We start from the raw sequence: 25,860 nt of genomic DNA on the forward strand, positions 1-25,860 counted from the left end.
CCCAGGTCGCTATGATCATCGCGAACTGGAAGCGAGCACGACCCGTGTAGTACCGAACAAAGTCCATCATCTTCCACCTGCTTGATTGGGCCACCTAGCCTCTACACGCCGAGCTATCCGAGAATTGGAAAAGTCGTCCGGCTCGATCCTGGTGCGCCTGAGTTCGGATCAGAGAACGAGCCATCAAGGCTTTCGCCAAGCCCACCGCCCGGAAAAATGCCCGAGTCGCGGACGCGCTTCAACCTGAAGCCTCGGCTTGAGTGGCTCTTCGCAAACAACTTGCTGCCCAAGGACGTCGAGGTGCCCGCTGACTGCATCCGCGAGGACGCGAACGACGCTGTTCACAATGCGCCGCTTGGCAAAGACGACGCTCTAGATATCCAAGACTTTACCGTCGAGCTGCTGGAAGCACTCTTCACGCTGCCAGGCAGACTGAAGGAGGCAGAGGCCCGAAGGGCAGCGCGACGCGGTGGGGGTTAGTAATGACACAAGAAATCCCTCGATTAGTCTGCAATTACGGTGACGCTGCTGGATTCAATCCCGCCTGAATCTCCCGCCTAGTTGAGTGCACTATCACCGCAATTCACGTTATGCGCGAACGGCGGGCGGAGCACCTGCGGTAGCGCGAAGGCGCCATGAAGGCGGATACAGCCCAGCCGGGCCAACTGTGCCTACGGTCTAACCCTTTTTAGCCGTAGCCTTTTCCACCGTTTAGGATCAGCGTCGGTCCTGAAGGGAACTTTAGCCAGCGGCGTTCTCATGGGTCAGGCTCCATCCATCGTGCCGCAGAGTGCGGCAAGCCACGATGTCTATCTTGTGCTTGAGGACTTCGGCGGCCGTTTGGGGCGGGCCTGGTCCGAAACGGCAGAAGAGGACAGCAACCGTGCGACTCTGCTGCGGCACCTGATCGAAGGCCATTACATTCGTCCAGCTCGCATCGTCGCCTTCAACACGACCGAGGGATGGTCGCGCGATGTGACCACGGATATCGCGGATGAGCTGCGCCGTCGCTTCGTCGAATTCGAGGACGTGGCGCCCTCGATGTTGGAATTCCTTGAGAGAGCGGCGAGGCACTGAGCGACAGCTTCGTAAAGCGCAGCTTAAGTGCTTCCTGTGCCTGGCCGCTTTTCCACACCCACGACGCGGAGCACGAAGCACCGGAGTGGCGTGTGGCGATGGAAGCTCTCGGTGGTCGAGCGCGGCGGCCCGACGCTGTTCGCGCGGATCGGCGTCATGCGTGCGCTGAACCGACACTATGAGTTTAACCCGAATTGCAAAGAGCCGTTGGGGGCCGGCGCAGGTTGAAGAGGGATCAATGACCGTCTTCAAAATGGGGAAAGGCCGCAGGGTGGTTCCAGCCCCCGCTGCGGCCATCCCGGACAACTAGAAAAATGGTCGGTACTCAAATCTCGCCGGTGTTCTCACAGTAGAACACCCCGTTCCGAAAATGGATTCCGTATAACTACCGGAATCGGCTGTTCTACCCATGGTCGTAAAAGAGCGAACATGACACGGCTCGCTTTCCAGCCCCCCATGCTCCCGGCTGCCGATTCAATTGCGGATCAGAGCGCCGGGAGCGCCAGGCGTACCAGGTACCTTCAGCTTTCCGGGGCTGCAACTGTCGCCGGCGCAGTCAGTGGCGCGCCTCCAACCGAAATGGGCCCGATAGATTTCGACTGCCGAACCATCCGTTTGCGCATCGCTGCGGACAGTCCATAGCGAGCATGCGCTCTTCGAATCGAGGACGTGACGTCCGACGTCATTGCAGTTTGCAGCGAGTCGATCTTCGCGATCAGCGTCGAAAGCTGCGGCGATATCTTCTTCACGTCGCCTCGTTCGTCCGTGATGCTTTGTCGGAGAGAAACGAGGGTCGTTGAATCCTGCTGCCGCAGAGCCGCATTTTGCTGCAGCGAGGAATTGATCTCCTGCAGCGATGCGGCCTGTTGCTGCTGGGCCGACTGGATGTCCTTCAGGGCAGCGACAATCGGATCCGGTTTTGCGATGGGCTCTTCCTGGCGCGGAAGCAGCGCTGCCAAGCTGTTGATGTTCGGCGACGGAAGATCAAACGGCGATGTATAGATGGCCGCGCCATTGATCGCCAAGGCACACACCGACAGCGCCAGGACCGATTTCCGGCTGGACCGCTTGCCCGGTGCTGGAGCTTCCGCCGCTGCGGGTTCGGCTTCGTGTTCGGCTTCGTGTTCGGCTTGGGGTTCGAATGCTGCGGCTGCAAGTGCTGCGGCGTCGAGGTGTTCAGCGAAGCCGAGCGTTTCGGATGTCGTGGTCATGCGCATTGACCTCATGAGCGAGCAAAAGGAGGCCGTCGCCGGAACGTCCTCGCGACGCCTCCTTTACGCAGCACCCACCTACAACTGCCAAAAATTGTGGGCTTTTCGGATTAATTCCAAGTTAGCGACGTGGCCGCCAGGCATGTCCATCCACTCCGGCCGACTACGGGCGATGCGATGGAATTGCGGTGGCAGACCTTACGTTCTGTTCCACCCGCCCTGCCAAAAAAAGCCAGGAGACAACCCGCCGGAAAGGTGTAGGATTCGATCAAACGGAGGAGCGGCATGTTTGAAATCACCGGTTTCGACACGGCAGGCGTCGTCAACCTGAAGCGCGAGTCACTCGCCGCCGCCCTCAAGAAGGCCAGGGAATTGATCGGGGACGGGTGTCGCGACGTTCAAATCGTCGATCCCAAAGGCCGGGTCTACACCTCGTTTGAGGAGCAGGCAGCCTAGCCACTCCCATCACCGCGCAAGCGACTTCGGTTGTTAGCCGCCTCGGCCGACGAGGAACGGCGTCTGCAGAGGTGCAACTCTCGCGGGCCCCACCGTTGCCAATCAACTCTTTTGGGAGCACGCTCACGTCAGGCGCGCAGACGCCGCACGGGGAGAGACACATGAAGGAAGCTGGCCTGGATAGTCGCCATCGGGACAAGGACGGCGCGATCAGCAAGAAGCACGGCAACACGCTGGTCGGCACGTTGCGCAAGATCTACGGCAAGGGCTTTGCGGCCGGCTACCCGGATGCGACAACGCTAAGCGAGGTCTTGCATCAGTTGAACGAGACGTCGCTGAGCCAGCTGCGTCGCGATCACGACACCGGGCATTTGGGGCACAAGATCGACCACGTCCCGAAGTGACGAAGGTCGCCCGGCTAACTTCGCAATCATCAAGCCAGTCACCTGGGTCAGGCAGGCTGCGTTGTTGATCGGCTCTATCACACTTGCCATTTGAGCCTTCAGAAACCAGGCGCTAGGATGAGCCTTTTTACGGAGGTTCATTTGAAGCACGTCATTATCGTCGCAGCCGTCGCACTCCTTGCCATGGCGCCCGCCCGATCCCAGGCTCTCGTCGATCCCAGCAAGGTTGCACCCGAATACCGCGAGGCGGCCGAAAAGCGCCGCGCCGAGCAGATCCGTCAGCGCGAATGCGCCCTGAAGGCGGATCTGGCGAAAGTGCTGCTGCGAGATCGGACCGACTATCTCAACCACTGCCTGGATGCGATGGCGGCGAAACAATAGCGGCGCCAGCCGGTTGCGCAGCAAGACGCGCGCCAAACTCGCAACCGGCTTTCAGGCTTTCTTCAGATATTCGGCTCACCGTGGCTGCCGATTTCCAATCATCATTGATTGTCCCGCATGAGCTTCGTCCAGGTCCAGTGCACGCGCTGCAAGACGATGTTTCGCGATCGCGCAGGCCGGTTGCAGGACGGCTACTCCAGGCAGTGCCCCGGTTGCGAAGTCGTGTTGTTCTTCGCCGAGGACTCGCAACATCCGTTCATCAAGCGCGCGATGCGAAACGCGCGGAAGGCCCGCAAGGAACAGTACGAGGCGGATGCAGCCGGGCGTTCTGCCTCGCCCGAACCGCGCGCCGCTCCCCGGTCGCGGTCGTCCATCGGACGGACGCGGGTGCAGGAGCGATCGGACTAGCGCCCGGTGGGCCGACTACGTCGCCTCGATCCAGATCCCGGTATCCGAATGCGCGCGGATGTGGTCGACCAGAAAGTCCGAAAACACCCTGATCTTCGCCGGCAGCCGGACGCGGTTCTGGTAGGCCACGTTCATCGTCAACAGCGGCAGTTCCCAGTCGGTCAGGACCGGCACGAGCTTGCCGGACGCGATGTCGCTCTGCACGATGTAAAGCGGCTGGATCAGGATGCCGAGCCCCGCGCGCGCGGCGCCGCAGATGATCTGGCCGTCATTGCTGTCGAGCGTCGGCGCGATGCGGACGGTCTGCGTCGTGCTGCCCTGGCTTAGTCGCAGCGAATAGGGATCGTTGGCGAGGTTGTAGACCAGCATGTCGTGACGCGCGAGATCGGCGGGATGCTCGGGGACGCCATGCGCCGCGAGATAGGACGGCGCGGCCGCAAGTACGCGGCGCATCTGTCCGATGCGGCGGATGATGATGTTGGAATCCGGCTCCTGCTCTCGCGTGCGGATCGCGACATCGATGCCGGCCTCGATGAAATCAGGATAGCGGTTGGCGGCGGTGATCTGGACGTCGAGCTTCGGATAGAGCTTGCGAAACGCCGGCAGCATCGGCGCCATGTAGATCATCGCAAACGACAGCGAGCTCGTGACGCGCAGCATGCCCTTCGGCGACAGCGCGCGGTCACTGACGGCGTCCTCGGCCTCTGCAAGCTCGTTCAGGAGCGGGCTGCAACGCTGCAGCAACTCCTGCCCGGCTTCGGTCAGCCACTGTCGGCGCGTGTTGCGCTCAATCAGCCGGACCGCGAGCCGCTCCTCCAGCGCGCTCAGGTGCCGGCTCGCCGCGGCGTTCGACATCCGCAATGTGTCGGCGGCCTTGGAGAGGCTGCCGAGCTCGGCCGTCCTGGAGAACACCTCGAGCTGGAGAAGCCGGTCCATTCTTCCTCATAATGGAAAAGAGACTTACGATTTTTGGCCTTTATTTCCGATTTCTGCAAGGCAAAATGGCGCCAACAAGCAAGATCGCAGGCGAGGAAATTTAGGAAATGTCGGGTCCGATCAAGCACATCGTGATGTGGCGGCTGCGCGGGGAGACCCAGGCTGAGCGCCTGGCCGCCCGGACCAAGGTCAAAACCCTGTTCGAAGGCCTCCGGGGCCGGATCGACGGCCTCACCCATATCGAGGTTGGCGCTGACATCAGCGATGTCGATTATGCCTGCGACGTTGTCCTCGTCTCCGAGTTTACCGACAGCAGCGCCTTAAAGGCCTACGCCACCCATCCGGAACATCTGCGGGTGCGGGAAGAACTCGGCGACTTGCGGATCGGGCGCTTCCAGGTCGATTATCCCGTCAAAGAGACCGGCGCATGATCGGTTCATTCACCTTTGAAAATCTGCCTTGCCGCGTCGTGTTCGGGAGCGGGACGCTTGCCGCGGCCAAAGCCGAGGTCGAGCGCCTCGGCGGCAAGCGCGCGCTGGTGCTGACGACGCCGCAGCAGGAAGCGCAAGGTACAGCACTCGGCGCAGCGCTCGGCCCGCTCTATGCCGGCATCTTCGCCGGCGCCACGATGCACACGCCCGTCGAGGTGACCGCGCGCGCCATCGAGGCGATGAAGGCTTGCGACGCCGACTGCGTGGTCGCGCTCGGCGGCGGTTCGACGACGGGACTAGGCAAGGCGCTCGCCTTGCGGACCGGCGTCAACCAGCTCTGCATTCCCACCACCTATGCCGGCTCGGAGATGACGCCGATCCTCGGTCAGACTGAAAACGGCCTGAAGACCACGGTGCGCGACGCCGCCGTGCTGCCGGAGACCGTGATCTACGACGTCGACCTGACGCTGACGCTGCCGGTCGGCCTCACTGCCACCTCCGGCATCAACGCCATCGCCCACGCGGTCGAAGCGCTTTATGCGCGCGACACCAATCCGGTGACCTCGCTGATGGCGGAAGAAGGCATCCGCGCGCTGGCGCGTGCCCTGCCCGCGATTGCGGCCAAGCCCGACGATCGCGCCGCCCGCAGCGATGCGCTCTACGGCGCGTGGTTGTGCGGCGTGTGCCTCGGCACCGTCGGCATGGCGCTGCATCACAAGCTCTGCCACACCCTCGGCGGCACCTTTGACCTCCCGCACGCCGAGACGCACACGATCGTGCTGCCGCATGCGCTGGCCTATAACGCACCGGCCGTGCCTGATGCGATGACGCGGATCGCGCGCGCGATCGGTGCGGCTGACGCGGCGCAAGGCCTCTACGATCTCGCCAGGCGATTAGGAGCCAAGGTTGCGCTGCGCGACATCGGCATGCCCGAGAGCGGCATCGACAAGGCGGCCGACCTCGCCGTGACCAATGCCTACTGGAATCCGCGTCCGCTCGAGCGCAACGCCATCCGCGACCTCATTGCGCGCGCCTGGGCGGGCGAGCCGCCGGCCGCAACCAAAGCAGCGGCCTGACGACATGCGGCGCACCCTGATCCAGTCGGCAACGATCATCAGCATGGACGCTTCGATCGGCGATCTCCGTGTCGGCGACGTGCTGGTCGAGAACGGGCGGATCGCCGAGGTGCGTCCCGGTATTGAAGCCGCTGATGCCGAGGTCGTCGACGGCCGCGGCCGCATCGTCATCCCCGGGCTCATCAACGCGCATATGCACACCTGGCAGACGGCGCTGCGCGGGTATGCCGCGAACTGGACGCTGCTCGAATATTTCCGCCGCATGCATGCCGGGCTCGCGACCTTGTTCGCCCCCGACGACATCTACATCGCCACCCTCGTCGGCGCCCTAAACCAGATCAATTGCGGCACCACCACGCTGGTCGACTGGTGCCACAACAACCCGACGCCTGCCCATACCGACGCAGCCGTGCGCGGCCTGCTCGAGAGCGGCATCCGCGCCGCCTTCTTCCACGGCTCACCCAAGCCCGAGCCGAAGCCGGGCGAGCCGCACTTCTCCGAGGTGCCGCATCCGCGCCGCGAGATCGAGCGGCTGCTGGCAGGTCCCCTCGCCGACCGCGATGGGCTCGTGACGCTCGGGCTTGCCATTCTCGGTCCGCATTATTCGACGCTCGACGTGTCTTTGCATGATTTTCAGCTGGCGCGGGAGTTCGGCCTGATCGCCTCGATGCATCAGGGCGGTGGTCCCGCGAAAACACAAGGCGGCTGGGAGAAGCTGATCGACGCCGGCCTCGTCGGTCGCCACGTCAACATCGTCCATGGCAACGACCTGCCTGATGATCTCCTGCAAAGACTGATCGATCTCGGCGTTACGTTCTCGGTGACGCCCGAAAACGAGATGATCCAGGGCCACGGCTTTCCCATCACCGGACGGCTGCTCAAGCGCGGCGTGCGCCCCACCATCGGGATCGACCTGGAATCCGTGCTGGCAGGCGATCTCTTCTCCGCCGCACGCGTCGCACTGTCGATGCAGCGCGCGCTCGACAATGCGGAGATGCGCAAGAACGAGGGCGCCATTCCGGCGACGACCACGATTCCCGCGCGTGAGGCGCTGGCATGGGTCACCACCGAGGGCGCGCGCATGCTCGGCCGCGAGAGCGAGATCGGCTCGCTGGCGCCCGGAAAACTCGCCGATCTCGTGGTCATCAATGCCGACGATCTCAATCTATTCCCGGTCCACGATCCCGTCGCCACCGTTGTGATGCAGACGAGCCTCGCCAATATCGAGTCGGTGATGATCGGAGGCCGCTGGAAGAAGCGGAACGGACGATTACTGGTCGATGGACTCGACCGGAAGAAGGAGCTGCTCGCGCAATCCGGCCAGCGGCTGGTGCGGGATATCGAACGACAAGGCCACGCCGCCAGATAGCGGCCAACGGACAACAAGAAATGACTGATACAAGCAAACAGGTCGCGTTCATCGGCATTGGCAAGATGGGCCTGCCGATGTCGCTTCTCGTCGCCAAGGCCGGCTATGCCGTTACCGCTTTCGACCAGAGCGCGGCGCGGCTCAACGAGGCGCGCGAGCACGGCATCGCTGTCGCAAGCTCACCCACTGAGGCCGTCAACGGCCGGCCTGTGGTCATCACATCGCTCCCCGAGGACGCCGCCTTGCGCGCGGTGATGCTCGGACCGACCGGCCTGATTGGCGCGATGGCGCCGAAGGCGGTGCTGATCGAGACCAGCACAGTCAGCGCCGAGGCCTCGGCCGAGGTCGATGCCGCCGCACAGGCGCGCGGTGTCGCCTATTTGCGGGCGCCGGTCTCCGGCAACGCCAGCATCGTCCATACAGGCGCGCTGAGCTGCTTCGTCTCCGGGCCCAACGATGCCTTCGAGAGCGTTAAGCCGCTGTTTGCGAGCTTCACCCGGGCCCAGACCTATCTCGGCGCGAGCGAGGAAGCGCGCTACGCAAAGCTCGCGGTCAATCTCATGATCGCGGTCTCGGCAGCAATGATGGCCGAGAGCCTGGCGCTGGCGCGCAAGGGCGGCATCGGCTGGCAGGACATTCTGAAAGTGCTGGATGAGAGTGCGGTCGCTTCCCCCATGGTGAAGTACAAGACCGCGCCGCTGCGAACCCGCGACTTCGTCTCCAGCTTCTCCTGCAAGCAGATGGCCAAGGACCTCGATCTCATCCTCGGCGCCGGCCATGCCGTCGGCGTCCCGCTGCAGCTCGCGGCTCAGGTGCGCGAGACCTACGGCGCGCTGGTTGCGCAGGGCGACGGCGAGACCGACTTCATCGCGACCGTCAAGCATCTCGAACGTCTCTCGGGCCTTGGCGAGCCCAAACTCTGATCGACGGAGGCAGAATTTGCGTAATTTCAGCGAGACCAACATCACCGACGCCGTGCTCGAGCGCATCGCGGGCGCAACCGATCCGCGGATCAAGCAGGTCAGCGAAGCCCTGGTGCGTCACCTCCACGCCTTCGTGCGCGAAATCAGGCCGACCCAGAAGGAATGGGAATACGGCATCGACTTCCTGACCCGCACCGGCCACATGTGCGACGACAAGCGGCAGGAGTTCATCCTGCTGTCGGATACGCTCGGCGTCTCCATGCTGGTCGACGCGATCAACCACCCGGTGCCGGAAGGCGCGACCGAGACCACCGTGCTCGGCCCGTTCTTCGTCCAGGCCGCACCCGAGAAGCAGAACGGCGACGATATCTCGGGCAGCATGGAAGGCGATCCCATGATCGTCACCGGCTCGGTCTCGACCGTCGACGGAAAGCCGCTTCCAGGCGCCGTGGTCGACGTCTGGCATTCCGACAATGACGGCTATTACGACGTGCAGCAGCTCGACGAGATCGGCGATCTCGCGATGCGCGCCCGCTTCCACACCGACGCCAACGGCCGCTTCCATTTCTGGTCGATCAAGCCCGCGGCCTATCCGATCCCGCATGACGGTCCGGTCGGCGAGATGCTGGAAGCGCAGGGCCGCCATCCCTGGCGCCCGGCGCATGTGCACTTCATGATCTCGGCGCCGGGCTTCGAGCAGCTCGTGACGCATGTGTTCGTCGCCGGCGATAAATATCTCGACAGCGATGTGGTGTTCGGCGTCAAGGACAGCCTGATCCACGACTTCGTGCGCTGCCCGGCCGGCCGTGCGCCGGATGGTCGCATGGTGGATGCCGCCTACTATCACCTCAACTATGATTTCGGCCTGAAGCGGGCCGCAAGCAACGCGCAGGCGGCGTAAGCCGAACGTCGACTCGACGGACTGACAACAGTCCGCGACAAGAACGGACGACAGGGAGAGACAATGGGACCGCGGGTCAATAGTGCCGCATTGGCTGAACGCCTCCAAGGCGTGATCGGTCCGCGTGCGACCATCGCGCGCGGCGTGCTCGACCAGCATGGCCAGAGCGAATCCTATTATCGCGCCCTACCCCCCGACATCGTCGTCTATCCCGAGACGACTGCAGAGGTCGCCGAGATCGTCAAGCTCTGCGCCGGCGCCGGCATGCCGATCGTGCCGTTCGGTGCCGGCACCTCGCTCGAGGGCAACGCATCCTCGGTGGAAGGCGGCGTCTGCATCGACTTCGCGCGCATGAACAAGGTGCTGACGGTGCACGACAGCGACATGAATGTCGTGGTGCAGCCCGGCATTACCCGCAAGCAGCTCAATGCCGAGTTGCGCGGTACCGGCCTCTTCTTCCCCATTGATCCCGGCGCGGATGCCTCGATCGGCGGCATGACCTCCACGCGCGCATCCGGCACCATGGCGGTGCGTTACGGCACCATGAAGGACAACGTCATGGCGCTTGAGGTGGTGCTGGCCGACGGTCGCGTGATCCGCACGGCCAGACGCGCCCGCAAATCGGCAGCCGGCTACGATTTGACGCGGCTGTTCGTCGGCGCCGAAGGCACGCTCGGCGTCATCACCGAGATCACGCTGAAGCTGCATCCGCTGCCGCAGGCGATTTCGGCGGCGGTGTGCAGCTTCGACACCCTGCACAACGCCGTCGATACCGCGATCGGCCTCATCCAGGCGGCTATTCCGGTGGCGCGCGTCGAGCTGCTCGACGACGTCATGATGCGCGGCATCAATGCCTACGCCAAGCTCGGCTATCGCGAGGCGCCGACGCTGTTCTTTGAATTCCACGGCTCGGAGAGCGCCGTCGCCGAGCAGGCCGAGCTGGCGCAGGCAATCGCCGCCGAGCATGGCGGCCGCGGTTTTGAATGGGCCAAGGCGCCGGAGGACCGCAGCCGGCTCTGGCATGCCCGTGACAACACGCTCTATGCCGGCCTGGGCCTCCGGCCCGGCGCGCGCGCCGTCATCACCGATGTCTGTGTGCCGATCTCGCGGCTTGCGGAATGCCTGACCGAGACAAGCCGCGACGCCGACGAGCACGGCTTCACCGCGCCCATCGTCGGCCATGTCGGCGACGGCAATTTCCACATGCTGATCCTGGTTGATCCGGCCAAGCCGGAGGAGATCGACGGCGCCAAGGCGCTGCAGGCCCGCATGGTCGCCCGCGCCATCGCCATGGACGGCACCTGCACCGGCGAGCACGGCATCGGGCTCGGAAAGATCGATTATCTCACCGACGAGCTCGGCGAAGCTGTCGACGCGATGCGGTCGATCAAGACCGCGCTCGATCCCGACGGCTTGATGAATCCCGGCAAGATCTTTGCGGGAGCACGACCATGAATGCTCCCGGCGAGACCGCAGCGACGCCGCTGCTCGAGCTGCGCGGCATCAGCAAGACGTTTCCGGGCGTCAAGGCGCTCGACGACGTGTCCTTTGCGCTCTACCCCGGCGAAGTCCACATGCTGCTCGGCGAGAACGGCGCGGGCAAATCGAGCCTGATGAAGGTGCTGTGCGGCGCCTACAGCGCCGACGCCGGCGAGTTCTTCTTTGAGGGCAAGAAGGTCACGATCGCCTCGACGGCCGACGCGCAAAAGCTCGGCATCGCCGTGATCTTCCAGGAATTCTCGCTCGTCCCCTATCTCGACATCGCCCAGAACATCTTCCTCGGCCGCGAGCCGAAGGGCCGCATTCCCGGCACCATCGACCGCCGCAGGATCCTGGCCGACGCCAGGCGCCTGCTCGACACGATCGGCTTCGACATCGACCCGTCCATCATCGTCAACACGCTCGGCGTCGCCCAGCAGCAGATGGTCGAGATCGCGAAAGCCATCAGCCAGAACGCGCGCATCCTGGTGATGGACGAACCGACCGCAGCGCTGTCCGACCGCGAGACCGAACTCTTGTTCGCGCTGATCGCGCGGTTGAAGGCCGATGGCGTCTCCATTGTCTACATCTCGCACCGCATGGCCGAGGTGTTTTCGCTCGGCGACCGCATCACGGTGCTGCGCGACGGCCGCCGTATCGATGGCGTGCGCCCGGCCGACGTCACGCCCGACCAGCTCGTCCGCATGATGGTCGGCCGCACCGTCGACATGACCTATCCGCGCAATTTCGCCGACAAGCCTGGCGAGCTGCTGCTCGCGGTCAAGGGCCTGACCGCGGCGAGCGGAATCTCGGACATCAACATCGAGGTGCGCCGCGGCGAGATCGTCGGTCTCTGCGGCCTGGTCGGATCCGGCCGCAGCGAGGTGGCGCGTGCGATCTTCGGCGCGGACCCCACCACATCGGGCGAGATCGTGTTCGACGGCAAGCCGATCTCCGGCGAGCCTGATGTGGCCGCCCGCCGCGGCATCGCGCTGATCCCGGAGAGCCGCAAGAGCGAGGGGCTCGCGCTGCTGCGTTCGGTCGGCGACAATCTCGTGGTCTCGGCGCTGCGAAAACTATTCCCGAGCGGGCTGTTCGATCCGCGCAGCGGCCAGCGCACTGCTGACGGCCTGATCCGGCAGCTCCGCATCGCGACGCCAAGCGCGCGCCAGACCGTCGGTCTTCTGTCCGGCGGCAACCAGCAGAAGGTCGTGATCGGCAAATGGCTGGCCGCCGGCGCCAAACTCTTCATCTTCGACGAGCCGACGCGCGGGATCGATGTCGGCGCAAAGTCCGAGATCTTTGCGCTGATCGACCGGCTGGTTGCCGAAGGCGCCGCAGCCCTGATGATCTCCTCCGAGCAGGTCGAGATCTGCCATGTCTGCGACCGCGCCTATGTGATGCGGGAGGGCCGCGTCGCCGGACATCTCGCGCGCAGCGAGCTGACCGAGGAGAACATCGTGCGATTGGGGATGCATCATGCGTGAGGCCGCGGTCGTTTCACAACCCAATCCGCTGCAGCGCATTCCCGGCGTCGCCATCGTGCTCGGCGCCCTGATCGTGCTGTTCGGCGCAATCGCGCCCGGATTTCTCACCCCTGCCAATCTCTCCAACGTGCTGGTGCAGTCGACCATCCTGTCCATGCTGGCGCTGCCGATGACGCTGATCATCATGACCGAGGGGCTTGATCTCTCGATGGGCGCGGTGCTGACGCTGACCTCGCTCTGCGTCGCCATCGTCTCGCTCGCGACCCAATCGATGCTGCTTGGGCTGGGTGCCGGCGTGCTGGTCGGCGCGGCTTTCGGCGCCGTCAATGGCTGGCTGGTCGCCATCGTCGGCATCCCGCCCTTCGTGGCCACGCTCGGCACCCTTGGCATGGCGCAGGGCCTGTCGCTGATCGTCTCCGACGGCCAGAGCGTGGTCGGCATTCCCCATAGCGTCCGCGACATCTATTCGGCGACGCTGCTCGGCATTCCCGTGCCGATCGCGATCGCGCTCGTGACCTACGCGGCGTTTCACGGCCTGCTCTATCACACCCGCTTCGGCAGCTATGTGTTCGCGCTCGGCGGCAATCGCGAAGCGCTCCGCTATGCCGGCCTCTCGCCCAACAAGTTGCTGATCGCGGTCTATGCGATCGGTGGCACCATGGCCGGCATCGCCGGCCTCCTGATGACCGCCCGGATGAACTCGGGGCATCCGACCGCGGGCCTCGGCCTCGAATTCGATGCGATTGCGGCGGTCGCGGTCGGCGGCACCTCGTTCGAGCGCGGCAATGGCTGGCTGCTCGGCACCCTCCTTGGCGTCATCGCCGTCGGCGTGCTGCGCAACGGGCTGAACCTGATCTCGCTGCCCTCCTCGGTACAGGTCGCAAGCGTCGGCGTCCTCGTCATCGTTGCTCTCTTCCTCGACGGCCTCAGGAGCCGGGCATGACCGACATCGCCAAGGAGCCCCTGTCGCCGCCACGTTCGTTCCTGTCCGAGGACGCGATCCAGCTGTTCTATCGGCTGCTTGCCGTGCTGCTGATCTGCGCCGTGCTGGCGGTGCTGAACGACTCCTTCCTCAGCCTCGGCAACATCCTCAACGTGCTGCGCCAGGCGAGCCTCACCTTCTTCATCGCCTCGGGCCTGACGCTGGTGGTGCTCACTGCCGGCCTCGATCTCTCGGTCGGCGCCAATGTCGCGCTGTCCGCGTGCGTCGCCGGGACCGTGATCCACACCACCGGCTCAGCGGCGCTCGGCATCCTGACCGGGCTTGCCTGCGGCGGCATCGTCGGCCTCCTCAACGGCATCATGGTGACGGCGCTGCGCATCCCCTCCTTCATCGCCACTTACGGCATGCTCTGGGTGCTGAACGGACTGACCTATTGGTACATGGCGGGCGAGACGCTGCACGGTTTCCCCGCGGGCTTCCGCCAGATCGGCAGCGGCTATCTGTTCGGGCTGCCGATCCCGGTCTATCTGCTGCTGGTGTTCCTCGGCATCGGCACGCTGTTTGCCCAACGCACTATCTGGGGCCAGGAGATCTATGCGATCGGCGCCAATCCAGTTGCTGCCCGCCTCTCCGGCATTCCGGTCACGCGGCGCCTTCTGCTCGTCTACGCCGTCTCCGGCACGATGGCGGGGCTCGCCTCGATCATCTTCCTGTCCCGGCTGAATTCCGCCGAGGCCGATATCGGCGAAAGCCTGACACTGCCGGCGATTGCGGCCGTGCTGATCGGCGGCACGTCGCTGTTCGGCGGCGTCGGCACCGTGTTCGGCACCTTCATCGGCGCGCTGATCCTGACGCTGGTGCTGAACAGCATGAATCTTTTGTCGGTCAGTGCCAACTGGCAACCGCTGGTCACCGGCATCATCGTCATTCTCGCGGTCTGGCTCGACATGAAGACCCGCCGCCGCGGTCAATGAGTTTCTAGGCAAGCCAACAAACCAAAATGGGGATGGAGACGACATGAAGCAGAGACTGGGCTATCTCGCATTACTGCCATTCGTGATGGCGGCCGCATTCACGACGCAGGCGCGCGCCGACGGCGAGACCATCGCGGTGTTCACCAAGAACCAGACCAACCCGTTCTTCCAGACGGTGCGGGTCGGCGCCGACAACATGGCGAAGACGCTGAACGCCAGGACGCTCCAGTACATCCCAACCAAGCCGGACTCGATCCCCGAGCAGCTCAGCCAGATCGAGGACGTCGTGGTGAAGAAGCCGAGCGCGATCGTGTTCACACCGGTCGACTACAAGGCGATGGTGCCGGGCGTCGAGAAGATCAACGACGCCAAAATTCCGGTCGTCAACATCACCGACCGCTCCGCCGGCGGAAAATTCCTCTCCTTCGTCGGCGCCGACGATTACAGCCTCGGGCTCGAGACCGCGCGCTTCCTGCTCAAGACGCTCAGTGGCAAGGGCAACATCGTCATCATCGAGGGCGTCAAGGGCTCGCTGACCAATGTCGATCGCGTCCGCGGCTTTAACGATGCGCTGAAGGAAAATCCGGGCGCCAAGCTCCTGGCCTCGCAGCCCGGCAACTATCAGCGGCTCCAGGCGCTCCAGGTCATGGAAAACCTGATGCAGTCGAATGCGCAGATCGACGGCGTGCTCGCCGCCAACGACGCCATGGCGGTCGGCGCGATCGAGGCGCTCGACGGCGCCAACCGCAAGGCCCAGGTGATCGGCATCAACGGCACCAAGGAAGCCATCGACGCCATCAAGTCCGGCAAGCTGCTCGCGAGCGGCGACTACAACGGATTTTTCCAGGGCTGCCTCGGCACCATGATGGCGGTCCGCAGCTTACGCAACCAGCCGATCGTCAACGAGATCGTGCTGAAGCCGACCGTCATCACCAAGGACAACTACCAGCCGTTCGACCAGCCGCTCGAGCAACGCACCTGTCCGACCTTCGAGGAAGCCAGCAAGCTCGGCGCGAAGTAGCCGCGGCCCGCTCTGATCAAGCACTGGGACGGCTGATGACAGCCGTCCCCAGGATCTCCCGGAGACATCATGCTGTTTGCCATCCATGCCATCGACCGCACCGGCGCGCTGCCGACGCGGCTTGCCAATTACGACGCCCACAAGGCCTTCCTCGGCGATACCTCGCGCTTCGGCGTCAAGATCGTGATGTCAGGACCGCTGGTCGCCGACGACGGCGCCACCATGATCGGCAGCCTGTTCCTGATCGAGGCGCCCGGCCGCGCCGAGGTCGAGGCCTTCAATCGCGCCGATCCGTTCGCCGCGGCCGGCATCTGGGAGAAGGTCACGATCACCGGGTTTTTGCGGCGGCAAGGCTGATAGATAAGTCTGACAGACAGCCGATCCGGCTTGCCTGCCAGATGCGAAAAACCCAGTGCTTTGAGGGCACTGGGGCGTTTCAACGAAAATGGATTGGTAAGGCAATGACGTCTCTATAGCAGCCCTCGCCGCGGCAGCTTGTGAACTGGTTCATACATCTCGCGCAGAATGATCGGACGATTGGTCGCATCCTCCTCGGCTGGGGGTGTACTCATAAACTTCAGCTTCCGAGGGTAAGCGGAAGTCGCTCCGCTTAGTCGGCATCGACTCCTTATGACCCTGGCAGACATCGACGCCAACTTTGATTCGGACAAAAGGCTCCGCGCGATACTGGGGCTTTACACGCGCTTGATAATTTTAGAGCTGATCGTTCACGCCCCTGAGCCAACACCACCTTTTCAGCGCTGCTGACGGACAAGATTGGGGACGCGATGAGGTTGACTGTCGGCCAGGACGTATCTTTTCCGTCACACTTCCTTGAAATCCGTCGGACCGAGCCCAACTTGACGGCGCGCCAATGGCCTTCGTTGCGTTGCGACATTAGGCTGGTATTGCATAACCGTTATTGGGCAATTTTTATATCGAATCCCCTGCATGGCTGGCGACGGCGGAGACAGGCGGTGCGGCGCAGAGCCGCTCGCCTTCGCTTGCTGGCGGTTTAGAATCGGAGGCTGGAATGGGTCGGTCAAGGCCATGGTTGGCGCTCGGTCTCGCGGCGACCTCGGCAGCATGGTTCAACGGTGCTGCTGCGCAGGAATCCATTGCCAACGGGTCCTTCGAGACGGGGTGTGTGTTGGCATTCCCGGTTTGCCCGCCGTGGGCGTTCACGGGAAATGCCTCGGTAACGTTCCTTCGGCATTCCGGCGCTTTTAGTGGGATCGTCAACTTTGGCGGCGGGTCAGGCACGATCAGCCAAAACGTCTCCCTGAGCAGGGCAGGCGTCTATCAATTCTCGTTCTGGTACGCCACTTTCAATGCTGGAACAGTCACCTTAAACGCGAGCGTTGGAGGGCAGAACGTCTTCAATCAATCCCTTGGTATCGGCGTGCCTTACACACAATCCAGCGCGTTGATTACGCTGTCGAGCGGCTCTCAAAACGTTCTGTTTTCGGCGACATCGACGTCAGGCACGGAGGCCGCGACGATCGATGATGTGAGCCTGACTTTTTTGAGATCGCTGTTTCTCTCGCCGTTGCTTTCGTCCGATGCGCCGACCAACCCGACCAATGTCGCAGCTGCGATTGACAGATTTATCGACAGCGGAGCGACGCTGCCGGCCGGCTTCGTAAACCTGTTCAGTCTGACACCACAACAATTGTCCTTGGCGCTGACCCAGGCCTCCGGTGAGGTTGCGACCGGCACGCAGCAGACCACTTTCAATGCGATGGGCCAGTTCATGGGTGTGATGAGCGATCCGTTTATGGCCGGCCGGAACGACATGACGAACGCGAGTGGCGCTGCGGGCTACGCCGACGAGAACGCGCGGTCTTATGCCGCGAAGCGCGGCCCGAACGATGCGCTGGCCGCGATCTATACCAGGGCCCAACCTCGCGTGGCGCCATTCGAGTCGCGCTGGAGCACATGGGTTGCGGGTTATGGTGGGTCGCAGACAACGGACGGTAACACGATAACCGGCTCCAGCGGCACGACCTCGCGCGTCTTCGGTGCCGCCGTGGGCGCCGACTATCGCTTCTCGCCATTCACGATCGCCGGCTTCTCGCTCGCGGGCGGCGGCACCAATTTCAGCGTGAACGGGGCCGGCTCCGGCCACTCCGATCTGTTCCAGGCCGGCGCGTTCATCCGGCATAGCAGCGGCGCGGCCTATATCACCGCCGCCCTGGCCTATGGCTGGCAGGACATCACGACCAACCGCACAGTGACCATCGCGGGCGTCGACCGGTTGCAGGCGCGCTTCGATGCAAATGCATATTCAGGTCGTGTCGAAGGCGGCTATCGAATCGTTTCGCCGTGGACCGGCGGCATCGGCGTTACCCCTTACGCGGCCGGGCAGTTCACGACCTTCGATCTGCCGGCCTATGCGGAAAGCGCTCTCTCGAGCGCCAACACGTTTGCGCTCGCTTACGGTTCGCAAAGCGTGACGGATACCCGCAGCGAGCTGGGTCTGCGTACTGATAAATCCTATGCGTTGACGGAGGCGATCCTGACATTGCGTGGCCGCGCCGCTTGGGCGCATGACTATAATCCCAATCGCAACCTCACCGCGACGTTCCAGACCTTGCCGGGCGCGTCCTTTGTCGTGAACGGCGCGGCGCAGGCGTCCGATTCCGCGTTGGTCACCGCTTCCGCCGAACTCAAACGGATCAACGGCTGGTCGGCCACCGCCACCTTCGAAGGCGAGTTCTCCGACGTGACCCGCTCTTACGCGGGCAAGGGCGTGGTGCGATATCAGTGGTAAGGCGGCGACGTCCGCTTTTGCTCAATGCGGAAGTCCTGCGACATTCCGCCTTCGCGCCGCCATCAGGGGCGTAGCGGGCGGCATACGGCGTCGCTGGTTTGTGAGTACACGCCCTAGCTCCGCCGCGGCTTCCTCGGAAACAGGCGATCGCGGATGTAGCGCGAGGTTGCGGTCAGGCGGATTCCGCGCGGCTTCTGCCAGGCGGCGCGGTCGATCTCCTTCTTGTCGCCGATCGCGAGCCGGCCCTTGGCGCTCTTGGCGATGAAGATCGCGTCACTCATCTTGCGGCCCGAGCGCTTATTCTTGGCTTTCACTTCCTTCCAGAGGCTGATCCGGCCGAGCTTCAGCTTGGGCAGCTCTTCCTTGATCTCGCGCCGCAGGCAGTCCTTCTCAGTCTCACGTGCGCGCTTGCGGCCGCCCGGAAACATCCACAGGCCGTCCACCCGTCGCCTGACCAACAGAACCTTGCCGCGCTTGGCGGCAACCAGCTTGGAGGACTTCGCCATACCTGTCGCAAACCGAGAAAAGAATCGGGCTATCGTAACTTGTCTATGTCATTAGACAAGTTCGGCGACCGCCCCGGATACCCGTCGGCTCCCATCGTTGTCCACGCGCATGCAAGGTGCGGCAAACGTCCGGGCGACCTGCTGGGGCTGCCCGGCTAGCGAGCCTCGTCGGCTGGCGGCATCGCATTCGGCTTCGCAGCCGCGGTCCGGTCCTCGGTCCGGATCCATGCCGCCGCCACCTCCCACGCCACGGACAGGATGATCGGCCCGATGAACAGGCCGACGATACCGTGGGCGAGCGTGCCGCCGATCACGCCGACGAAGATCACGATGGTTGGCGTGTTGAGACCGCGCCCCATCACGAGCGGCTTCAGCATGGTGTCGAGGAAGCCGACAATGACGAGGAAGACGGTGAGCACCAGCGCCGTGGTCACGTCCTTGGCGGTCCAGATCCAGATGATCACCGGCAGCAGCACGAGGAAGGCGCCGATCTGCACGATCGACAGCAGCAGCACGATGAAGGCGAGCAGGCCCGCGCTCGGCACGGCTGCGAGCTTGAAGCCGATGCCGGCAAGCAGCGCCTGCACGATGGCGACGCCGATCACGCCTTGCGCCACGGCGCGGATGGTGGCGCCGCCCAGCTCGAGAAAATGCTCGCTCTGCGCCGGCACGATGCGGGACAGGAAAGCGCGCCCGGCCGCAACCAGCCGGGGTCCGTGCGGAAACAGGAAGCCGGCCACGAACACCGAGACCAGGAACTGGAGCGTGCCGAGGCTGGCGTCGCCCGCGAGCACAAGGAGCGGTCCCGCCAGCGGCTGGAGATAGGGCGCGACCTCGCGCAGCACGGCGCGGATGTTGTTATAGGCCTGGTCCCAGAGCTCGTAGAGCGTCGGGCCGATCACCGGCCACGACTTGATCGACTCCGGCGCCGCCTGAAGCGTGAGGTCGCCGGTGCTAAGCTGGTGCGCCAGCTCCCTGCCCCCGTCCACGGCACTCACGCCGAGCCATGTGGCCGGGCCGAGCACGATGCCGAGCGTGATCAGGGTGAGGATCGCAGCCGCGGTCTTGGGCCGGCCGCCGAGGATCTTGGCGACCCAGCTGAAGGCCGGATAGAACGCGACCGCGAGCACGCCGCTCCAGGCCAGGATCGGCACGAACGGCCTGATGATGTAGAGCGTCCAAAGGATCAGCAGCGCCAGCAGGCCGAGGCGGATCACGAGCTGAATGACGTCCTCGCCCGTCAGGAGCTGACGCAGACTTTTCACAGGCACGGCTTTCCTTGCGGCATCAACCCGGGTTCCGGCACTTGCGCGGGCTAGGGTTATTGCCAGCCAGGAGCCGGGCGTCAAGACGACCGGGTGCGCCTCCGGCCGGTCGGGGACCGGCCGCGTTGTGCTTCAAGATGACGCTGCGGTGACGAAGGTGCCCGAACGAGCCCTCAGAAGTGATAGTTGACGCCCACCGTGCCGGTCTGGATGTTCAGCTTCACATTGGCGGGCGAGGCCACCAGATTGCCCGTCGTCACGGGCTGCTCGGTGAGGGCGCCGAAGCCCAGATAGTTGTACTCGGCCCGCACCGACCAGTTCGGCATGAACATCCACTCGACGCCGCCGCCGGCGAGCCAGCCGGTGCGGTTGAAGCTGCCGTTGGCTGAACCGGCGAGCGCGCCGGCCAGGCCGTTATTGGCGCTGTACTTGTCGCGGGTAAAGGCAGCGCCGCCCTTGGCGTAGAGCAGCACGCGGTCGAAGGCGACGCCGAAACGGCCAGCGACAGTGGCGATATAGTCGTTCTTGAGCGAAAGGTTGAAGCCAGCACCGCCGCCGAACGGGCCGCCGGCATTGAGCGTGATACTGGACCAGGCGCCGGTGCCCTCGAGGCCCACCACGAAATTGCTGATCTGGTAGTTGCCGCCAATCTGGCCGCCGACCACGCCGCCGCTGGCCGAAACCGAGCTCCAGGTCGCTGCGGGATCGGTCGGATCGATGCCGGTCCACTTGCTCCAGGCGCCGCCGCCATGGGCGCCGATATAGAAGCCTGTCCAGGTGAAGATCGGAGCCGACGCGATCGGCGCCTTGACCACCGGCGCAGGTTCGATGATGTCAGCCGCAAAGACCGGTGTTGCCAGCGACAACAGCGCAGTCGTCAAAATCAGTTTCTTGCCCATGATCTCATCCCCAATGACTTTCGCCCGTCCCGACCGGGGCGATGGGTGAAATCTACCTGTCCGATGAAGGGGGCGCTTGGACCGACCGGGGCGCGATTTGGACTGACCAGCGCTGCGGAGATCGGGAAATCCTGCAAATTCCGCGACAATAGCGGGTTTGGCTAACGACGATTAACCGGATTTCCGAGGGTCGGTTTACGCCGATGCAAAGGCTCGCACCTACGCTTGCGCCAGGTCCCAAAAACACTTGCGGTGCAATGGCCAACAGCATCTGGACGATCGAAGAATTCACCTGCCCCGGTTGCGGCATGAACTACGCTGCGACAAGGGAAGAGCACGCCGAGCCGCATTCCGGTCAGTTCAAATGCAGCATCTGCAGCGGCGTGGTGCACTCCTGGTCGGGGAAGCATCATTTCTTCGGCTGGTCGGCGGTGAAGACCAAGCCGACGGTGTTTGGACGGCGATGGGCGGGAGTGGGTTGGTAGGCTCGCGCGGCTGGCAATTCGGCCGAGCTTGATTGCAACGATGGCCCCGGGATTCGCGCGGCCAGAACTAGGCAGTTTGCCTGCAAAGCCGGCGGCATCGTGTGACTGGTGACTACGTCCGCTTTGCTCCTATAGCAGACATGGCGACGGCGCGCTTGCTCGAGGTCAATAGGATACTTGCGCTTCCGCGGCGTCAGATTGCGCATGGCCTCCGTCGGCGCGTCGAGAGGCTCGGTAGCGGCCGGGCGACAGTCCGTGATGCCGGTGAAACAGCTTCGAAAATGCCGCCGCTGTCTCGTAACCGACACGGCTCGCAATTCGTGCGATCGGCTCATCGCTGGTTTCCAGCAGGAACGCCGCTTCCGCCATCCGGCGTTCGATCACATAACGGTGCATGGATTGGCCGACGAGCTTGGTAAAGCGCGCCGAAAATACCGAGCGGCCGAGCCCCACGCGCTGGCCAAGGTCGCTCAGGGTCCAGGGCCGCTCCGGGTTTTCATGAATCAGCTTGAGCGCCGGTCCGATATGCGGGTCAGATATGGCCCCGAGCCAGCCGCCTTGTCCGGGATTGAGAGACGCGATCCAGCTTCGGAGCACCTCGACAAACAGCACTTCCGTTAATCGTGAAAGCGCGACGCGTTGGCCAGGACGCTCGAGCGCGGACTCGGTGACCATGCGGCGCAGGATTGCTTCAAGCCAACCACCGTCTGCGGTCGGCTTCAGCAGGAGCACGGGCGGAAGTAACTCCAGCACGCTGCCAAACAGCGGCCGGGACACCGTGAAATTGCCGCAAATCATGGTCGAGAGCGGCTTTGCGCGGCTGCCGTGACGAATGACGCCAAACCGCGACGACGCTCGATCGAGATCTGTAATCCGCAAGGGCTTGGCCCTGCGATCCGAATAAAACACGTGGGGCTCGCCGCGCGTGATCACGACAAAATCGCCCTCGGTCATCTTGAATTCCTGTCCCTGTCGGAGCGCGAGGGTCGCCGAGCCCTGGCTGAGATAGTGAAACAGGGCGTAGGGGCGCTCTGGTAACTCCAGATTCCAGGGATGGCCGAGCTCGAAGTGAAAGAGCAGCGTCCCACCGAGACGAACGCGATCGAGCACTTGGGCGAGGATGTCCATGCCGCCGAGATTAGACCGACGGACGATCGGACACAACATCCGGACGATTGATGCCTATCGTCCGAAAGGGCCGCGGAATAGGTGAGGTCGCGGCGGGCCGACGTTACGAGCGGCAACCATTTCGCCGATGGCAGATGGAAGAACCGCGACCTTGCTGGAAACGCCTGTCCATTCCCCCGGACCGAGTTCGTCCGACATGCCAATAGGAATTATCAATGCGAAATCTCCTCCTCTCAGCCGCCACCGTCCTTCTGGCCGGAACGACCATGGCCAGCTCCGTCCATTCTGCCGAACTGCCAAAGGGAGCAGCTCATAACATCGTACTCGTACACGGCGCTTTCGTGGACCAGACGAGCTGGAAGCCCGTTGCTGATATTCTCACGAAGAAAGGCTACAACGTCACGCTCGTGGAAAATCCGCTTACTTCGCTCGCCGCGGACGTCGATGCCACCAAGCAGGCGCTCGCGAAGCAGGACGGCAGGACCGTTCTGGTCGGCCATTCGTGGGGCGGGATCGTCATCACGCAAGCAGGGGACGATCCCAAGGTTTCGGCGCTGGTTTATGTCTCCGCGTTCGCGCCCAGCGTCGGAGAGTCTCTGGCGTCGCTGTCCAAAGCCGGCCCGCCGACCGAAGGCGGCAACGCTATTCATCCCGACGACAAGGGCAACCTCTACATCGACCCGAAGGTGTTTCCTTCCGCGGTCGCGGCTGATCTTCCCCCGGAGATCGCCGCGCACCTGGCTGCCTCGCAACTTCCGTTAAATCACGTTGCGTTCGAGGCACCGGTCACCATTGCGGCCTGGCGCGACAAGCCGACATTCGATGTGATCAGCACCAAGGACAAGTTGCTCGCGCCCGAGGCCCAGAAGTTGTTCGCGGCGAGGATGAAGGCGCAGATAACGGAAGTCGCCGGCAGCCATGCCTCGCTCGTCGTCCATGCGAAGCAAGTCGCTGAGGTCATCGAAAAGGCAGCGCTCGTGAAGTGACAGTACTGCTCCCGGCGCTTTCGCGCCGGGAGCGCACCGGCTCGCTCAGAGGAATGCAGAACGCATTTCCCCACTCGATTATTTCATGCCAAGCATCCGGAGGATGACATGACTCAACTCGCCATCGCGAACGAAGACGTCGCCACGCTTGAGACGGCGCCGACGCATTACGTCGAAGGCCACGGAATCCGCTTCGCCTATCGCCGCCTCGGCCCTGCGATTGGAACGCCGCTGATTTTCCTGCAGCACTTCTCGGGCAACATCGATGCGTGGGATCCCGCCGTCGTCAACGCTCTCGCCACCGATCGCCCTGTGATCGCATTCGACAACGCCGGGGTCGGTCGCTCGACCGGCCAAACGCCTGACAATATCGCAGCGATGGCGAGAGATGCAGTTGCCTTCATCAATCTACTCGGCGTTTCTGAAGTCGACCTGCTGGGCTTTTCTCTCGGCGGCTGCGTTGCCCAACAGATCGCCGCCGAGCATGGACGGCTGGTTCGCAAGCTCATCCTCGTCGGCACTGCGCCCAAAGGCGGAGAGGAACATTTGTTAGCAGTTCTCCGAGAGGCGTTTTCCCAAACCGATGCGCCGGACCCCCGCCTGCCGCTGTTCTTCACGAAGTCGTCCGCCAGCCGGTCGTCCGGCCTGGCATTCCTGAAGCGGACGCAGGTTCGTAAAAACGATCGAGACATCGATAACGGCAGCGCGGTAACCGACCCGCAGGCCAAGGCGCTGATCACCTGGTGCGCCACACCTGATCCCGATCACGTCATTCTGCGCGCCATCCGCCAACCCACTCTGGTGGTCAGCGGCAGCCACGACACCATGCTGCCCGCGAACAACGCCTACGCGATGTCTAGGGAACTAAGCAACGCTCAACTGGTCCTCTATCCCGATTCAGGGCACGGCGCCCTGTTTCAGCACCACGAGATCTTCGTCAGCCACGTCCGGACTTTCCTGGACGCTCCGCCCTCGGTTGCGTGATCCCCGGTGCGTTCTGATGCGATCGAGCCACTTCAACCATGAGAGTTGGGACGGAAGATAAGATGACAATCCAAAAAGTCGAAGTTGAGCGCTTCAGCCTCACGAGTTCAAAACCTTTCGACGCTGTCGTGGCTGCGCTCAAGTCGGCGGTCGGTCAGCCTGACATTGACGAATTTTTTAGGGCGACGAGGGCAGCAAAATCCTTCCCGGATCTAGAGCGCATTGTACAAAGCAGCGTGGGCCGCACCGACCTTATGCTCTTCGCGGAGTTCGACTTGGGCGACATCTTGCGTCGCGAAACTGGATCCAAGACGCCTAAGCTCATACGGCTTGTGGTCGGCAATCCGCTCATCATGAAAGAAATGGTCAGGCACGCGCCCGATGCTGGATCTTACGCGCCAGTCACGGTCCTCATTGATGAGCGTCCCGATGGCGTTCACGTCTCTTATGACAAAATGGAGAGTTACCTGCTGCATTACGGCAGTTCGGAAGCCCTCGCCGTCGCCCGAACTCTCGATGCGAAAATCACAACTTTGCTACGCGAATGTACAAGTTAACGTCCTGAAGCCGTGCTCGGCCGATGGGAGTGAGTGTCTCATATCCATCGCGCAAAGTGACTGGCATCGTTGTGATGTGAACCAGACCCATAGCCACCGACCTGGAAGCGAATTCCCGCATGTACAAGACTCTTCTTACCACTCTCACCGCCATGGCGCTGTCCATGGGCACTGTCGGGGCTGCTTCCGCTGTCAAGGAGGAGCCGCTCGATTCTACGACCCTTGGTACGATCAAGTCGGAGTTCGGCAGGCTGATGGAATTGGCCAACAAGCACGATTTCAAGGCTCTGCATGAGATGTTCTGGCAATCGCCCTCGACCTTATTGGTGGCTAAGAGCGCGATCCAGTCCGAGGGCAACTGGGCCGGTTATTGGGGCAACGAGGCGATTGATCAGAAGCTGCATGATATCGGCAGCTCCGGTCCGGTCGTGCTCGAGCCCGATTATTCGAAGCTCAAGGTTGTCGGCCTGACGCGCGACGTCGCCGAGTCCTACGTGCCGATGAACATCACGGTCTCTTATGCGGGGCAGGATGGAACAGCCAAGCCGTTTCTTATGATCATCAATTGGCTTCGCGTCGGGAAGGACTGGAAGGTCGCTTCCGAAATCATTCTGCCGGTGCCGCCCGTACCCGCCATGAAGGGTTAGGCGCGAGGCCTCAACTGTTCGGCACGAAGCCGATAGGTCGGATTCTGGTCATTTTCGACGGTTTCATCGGAGATTGCCGGCTGGCGGATGTCTGCTTCTGCCTCCGTACGCATCCAACCGGGGCATCACGCGATCGCAACCTTTCGAACGGTT

28 protein-coding genes are annotated in these 25,860 nt (G+C 63.3%); 22 read left to right on the forward strand and 6 right to left on the reverse strand.

What is annotated here, in order from left to right; translation table 11 throughout:
* The first annotated feature begins 759 nt into the window (after positions 1-759).
* Entirely contained in the window at positions 760-1,077 is a 318-nt protein-coding gene (locus ABIC09_RS23835) for a hypothetical protein (protein ID WP_354034422.1), read from the forward strand.
* Between the two features lie 521 nt (positions 1,078-1,598).
* On the opposite strand, the gene ABIC09_RS23840 is transcribed toward ABIC09_RS23835, so the two are convergent.
* Positions 1,599-2,294, reverse strand: coding sequence for a hypothetical protein (locus ABIC09_RS23840; RefSeq protein ID WP_354110766.1), 696 nt, complete (start codon positions 2,292-2,294; stop codon positions 1,599-1,601).
* A 279-nt stretch (positions 2,295-2,573) separates the two neighbouring features.
* Here ABIC09_RS23840 and ABIC09_RS23845 point away from each other — a divergent pair, with 279 nt between their 5' ends.
* From ABIC09_RS23845 to ABIC09_RS23860, 4 genes are all read left to right on the forward strand, one after another.
* Complete coding sequence (locus tag ABIC09_RS23845; RefSeq protein WP_187434628.1) at positions 2,574-2,744, forward strand: hypothetical protein; 171 nt, start codon at positions 2,574-2,576, stop codon at positions 2,742-2,744.
* 161 nt (positions 2,745-2,905) lie between these two features.
* Positions 2,906-3,148, forward strand: coding sequence for a hypothetical protein (locus tag ABIC09_RS23850; protein WP_354034416.1), 243 nt, complete (start codon positions 2,906-2,908; stop codon positions 3,146-3,148).
* A gap of 141 nt (positions 3,149-3,289) precedes the next feature.
* On the forward strand, positions 3,290-3,529 hold the full coding sequence (locus tag ABIC09_RS23855; protein WP_354110767.1) for a hypothetical protein: 240 nt from the start codon (positions 3,290-3,292) through the stop codon (positions 3,527-3,529).
* A 117-nt stretch (positions 3,530-3,646) separates the two neighbouring features.
* A complete protein-coding gene (locus ABIC09_RS23860; protein ID WP_354082944.1) occupies positions 3,647-3,937 on the forward strand; it encodes a hypothetical protein in 291 nt (96 codons plus the stop codon).
* A gap of 15 nt (positions 3,938-3,952) precedes the next feature.
* On the opposite strand, the gene ABIC09_RS23865 is transcribed toward ABIC09_RS23860, so the two are convergent.
* Positions 3,953-4,873: a LysR family transcriptional regulator gene (locus ABIC09_RS23865; protein WP_354110768.1), complete on the reverse strand. Its 921-nt coding sequence runs from the start codon at positions 4,871-4,873 to the stop codon at positions 3,953-3,955.
* A gap of 107 nt (positions 4,874-4,980) precedes the next feature.
* Here ABIC09_RS23865 and ABIC09_RS23870 point away from each other — a divergent pair, with 107 nt between their 5' ends.
* From ABIC09_RS23870 to ABIC09_RS23925, 12 genes are all read left to right on the forward strand, one after another.
* Complete coding sequence (locus tag ABIC09_RS23870) at positions 4,981-5,304, forward strand: Dabb family protein (protein ID WP_354034412.1); 324 nt, start codon at positions 4,981-4,983, stop codon at positions 5,302-5,304.
* Complete coding sequence (locus ABIC09_RS23875) at positions 5,301-6,380, forward strand: maleylacetate reductase (protein ID WP_354110769.1); 1,080 nt, start codon at positions 5,301-5,303, stop codon at positions 6,378-6,380. The genes ABIC09_RS23870 and ABIC09_RS23875 overlap by 4 nt, the downstream gene beginning before the upstream one ends.
* Before the next feature lie 4 nt (positions 6,381-6,384).
* The gene (locus ABIC09_RS23880) at positions 6,385-7,749 is read left to right on the forward strand and encodes an amidohydrolase family protein (RefSeq protein ID WP_354110770.1); all 1,365 of its coding nucleotides are present in this window, start codon (positions 6,385-6,387) and stop codon (positions 7,747-7,749) included.
* Positions 7,750-7,769: 20 nt separating this feature from the next.
* Positions 7,770-8,672, forward strand: coding sequence for an NAD(P)-dependent oxidoreductase (locus ABIC09_RS23885; RefSeq protein ID WP_354110771.1), 903 nt, complete (start codon positions 7,770-7,772; stop codon positions 8,670-8,672).
* Positions 8,673-8,688: 16 nt separating this feature from the next.
* Positions 8,689-9,573, forward strand: a complete 885-nt coding sequence (locus ABIC09_RS23890; RefSeq protein ID WP_354034406.1) for an intradiol ring-cleavage dioxygenase — start codon at positions 8,689-8,691, stop codon at positions 9,571-9,573.
* 63 nt (positions 9,574-9,636) lie between these two features.
* Positions 9,637-11,028: an FAD-linked oxidase C-terminal domain-containing protein gene (locus tag ABIC09_RS23895; RefSeq protein WP_354110772.1), complete on the forward strand. Its 1,392-nt coding sequence runs from the start codon at positions 9,637-9,639 to the stop codon at positions 11,026-11,028.
* A complete protein-coding gene (locus tag ABIC09_RS23900; RefSeq protein ID WP_354110773.1) occupies positions 11,025-12,539 on the forward strand; it encodes a sugar ABC transporter ATP-binding protein in 1,515 nt (504 codons plus the stop codon). The genes ABIC09_RS23895 and ABIC09_RS23900 overlap by 4 nt, the downstream gene beginning before the upstream one ends.
* Positions 12,532-13,482: an ABC transporter permease gene (locus tag ABIC09_RS23905; RefSeq protein WP_354110774.1), complete on the forward strand. Its 951-nt coding sequence runs from the start codon at positions 12,532-12,534 to the stop codon at positions 13,480-13,482. Before ABIC09_RS23900 ends, ABIC09_RS23905 begins: the two co-directional genes overlap by 8 nt.
* Positions 13,479-14,456 carry an ABC transporter permease gene (locus ABIC09_RS23910; RefSeq protein WP_354110775.1) on the forward strand — a complete coding sequence of 326 codons (978 nt, stop codon included), beginning with the start codon at positions 13,479-13,481 and terminating at the stop codon, positions 14,454-14,456. The genes ABIC09_RS23905 and ABIC09_RS23910 overlap by 4 nt, the downstream gene beginning before the upstream one ends.
* Before the next feature lie 43 nt (positions 14,457-14,499).
* Positions 14,500-15,477: a sugar ABC transporter substrate-binding protein gene (locus ABIC09_RS23915; RefSeq protein WP_354082953.1), complete on the forward strand. Its 978-nt coding sequence runs from the start codon at positions 14,500-14,502 to the stop codon at positions 15,475-15,477.
* A 69-nt stretch (positions 15,478-15,546) separates the two neighbouring features.
* Positions 15,547-15,834, forward strand: a complete 288-nt coding sequence (locus ABIC09_RS23920; RefSeq protein ID WP_148749340.1) for a YciI family protein — start codon at positions 15,547-15,549, stop codon at positions 15,832-15,834.
* 697 nt (positions 15,835-16,531) lie between these two features.
* Positions 16,532-18,250, forward strand: coding sequence for an autotransporter outer membrane beta-barrel domain-containing protein (locus tag ABIC09_RS23925; RefSeq protein ID WP_354110776.1), 1,719 nt, complete (start codon positions 16,532-16,534; stop codon positions 18,248-18,250).
* Positions 18,251-18,363: 113 nt separating this feature from the next.
* Here the strand turns inward: ABIC09_RS23925 and ABIC09_RS23930 are convergent, their stop codons facing one another.
* From ABIC09_RS23930 to ABIC09_RS23940, 3 genes are all read right to left on the reverse strand, one after another.
* Positions 18,364-18,756 (reverse strand): NUDIX hydrolase, encoded by a 393-nt coding sequence (locus ABIC09_RS23930; protein ID WP_354110777.1) that lies wholly within the window; start codon positions 18,754-18,756, stop codon positions 18,364-18,366.
* A 155-nt stretch (positions 18,757-18,911) separates the two neighbouring features.
* Positions 18,912-20,027: an AI-2E family transporter gene (locus ABIC09_RS23935; RefSeq protein WP_148749343.1), complete on the reverse strand. Its 1,116-nt coding sequence runs from the start codon at positions 20,025-20,027 to the stop codon at positions 18,912-18,914.
* A 167-nt stretch (positions 20,028-20,194) separates the two neighbouring features.
* Positions 20,195-20,920 carry an outer membrane protein gene (locus ABIC09_RS23940; protein ID WP_354110778.1) on the reverse strand — a complete coding sequence of 242 codons (726 nt, stop codon included), beginning with the start codon at positions 20,918-20,920 and terminating at the stop codon, positions 20,195-20,197.
* 257 nt (positions 20,921-21,177) lie between these two features.
* Here ABIC09_RS23940 and ABIC09_RS23945 point away from each other — a divergent pair, with 257 nt between their 5' ends.
* Entirely contained in the window at positions 21,178-21,405 is a 228-nt protein-coding gene (locus ABIC09_RS23945) for a hypothetical protein (RefSeq protein WP_148749344.1), read from the forward strand.
* A 165-nt stretch (positions 21,406-21,570) separates the two neighbouring features.
* On the opposite strand, the gene ABIC09_RS23950 is transcribed toward ABIC09_RS23945, so the two are convergent.
* Positions 21,571-22,533 carry an AraC family transcriptional regulator gene (locus tag ABIC09_RS23950; protein WP_187434630.1) on the reverse strand — a complete coding sequence of 321 codons (963 nt, stop codon included), beginning with the start codon at positions 22,531-22,533 and terminating at the stop codon, positions 21,571-21,573.
* A gap of 215 nt (positions 22,534-22,748) precedes the next feature.
* On the opposite strand from ABIC09_RS23950, the gene ABIC09_RS23955 reads away from it, so the two are divergent.
* From ABIC09_RS23955 to ABIC09_RS23970, 4 genes are all read left to right on the forward strand, one after another.
* Positions 22,749-23,519: an alpha/beta hydrolase gene (locus ABIC09_RS23955; protein WP_354034389.1), complete on the forward strand. Its 771-nt coding sequence runs from the start codon at positions 22,749-22,751 to the stop codon at positions 23,517-23,519.
* A 108-nt stretch (positions 23,520-23,627) separates the two neighbouring features.
* Positions 23,628-24,503: an alpha/beta fold hydrolase gene (locus ABIC09_RS23960; protein ID WP_354110779.1), complete on the forward strand. Its 876-nt coding sequence runs from the start codon at positions 23,628-23,630 to the stop codon at positions 24,501-24,503.
* A 62-nt stretch (positions 24,504-24,565) separates the two neighbouring features.
* On the forward strand, positions 24,566-25,060 hold the full coding sequence (locus tag ABIC09_RS23965) for a DUF302 domain-containing protein (RefSeq protein WP_148749348.1): 495 nt from the start codon (positions 24,566-24,568) through the stop codon (positions 25,058-25,060).
* Between the two features lie 119 nt (positions 25,061-25,179).
* A complete protein-coding gene (locus ABIC09_RS23970) occupies positions 25,180-25,707 on the forward strand; it encodes a hypothetical protein (protein WP_354110780.1) in 528 nt (175 codons plus the stop codon).
* Positions 25,708-25,860 lie beyond the last annotated feature (153 nt).

Origin of the sequence: Bradyrhizobium sp. S3.12.5, assembly GCF_040548225.1 — a bacterium.
GTDB classification, from domain to species: domain Bacteria; phylum Pseudomonadota; class Alphaproteobacteria; order Rhizobiales; family Xanthobacteraceae; genus Bradyrhizobium; species Bradyrhizobium cytisi.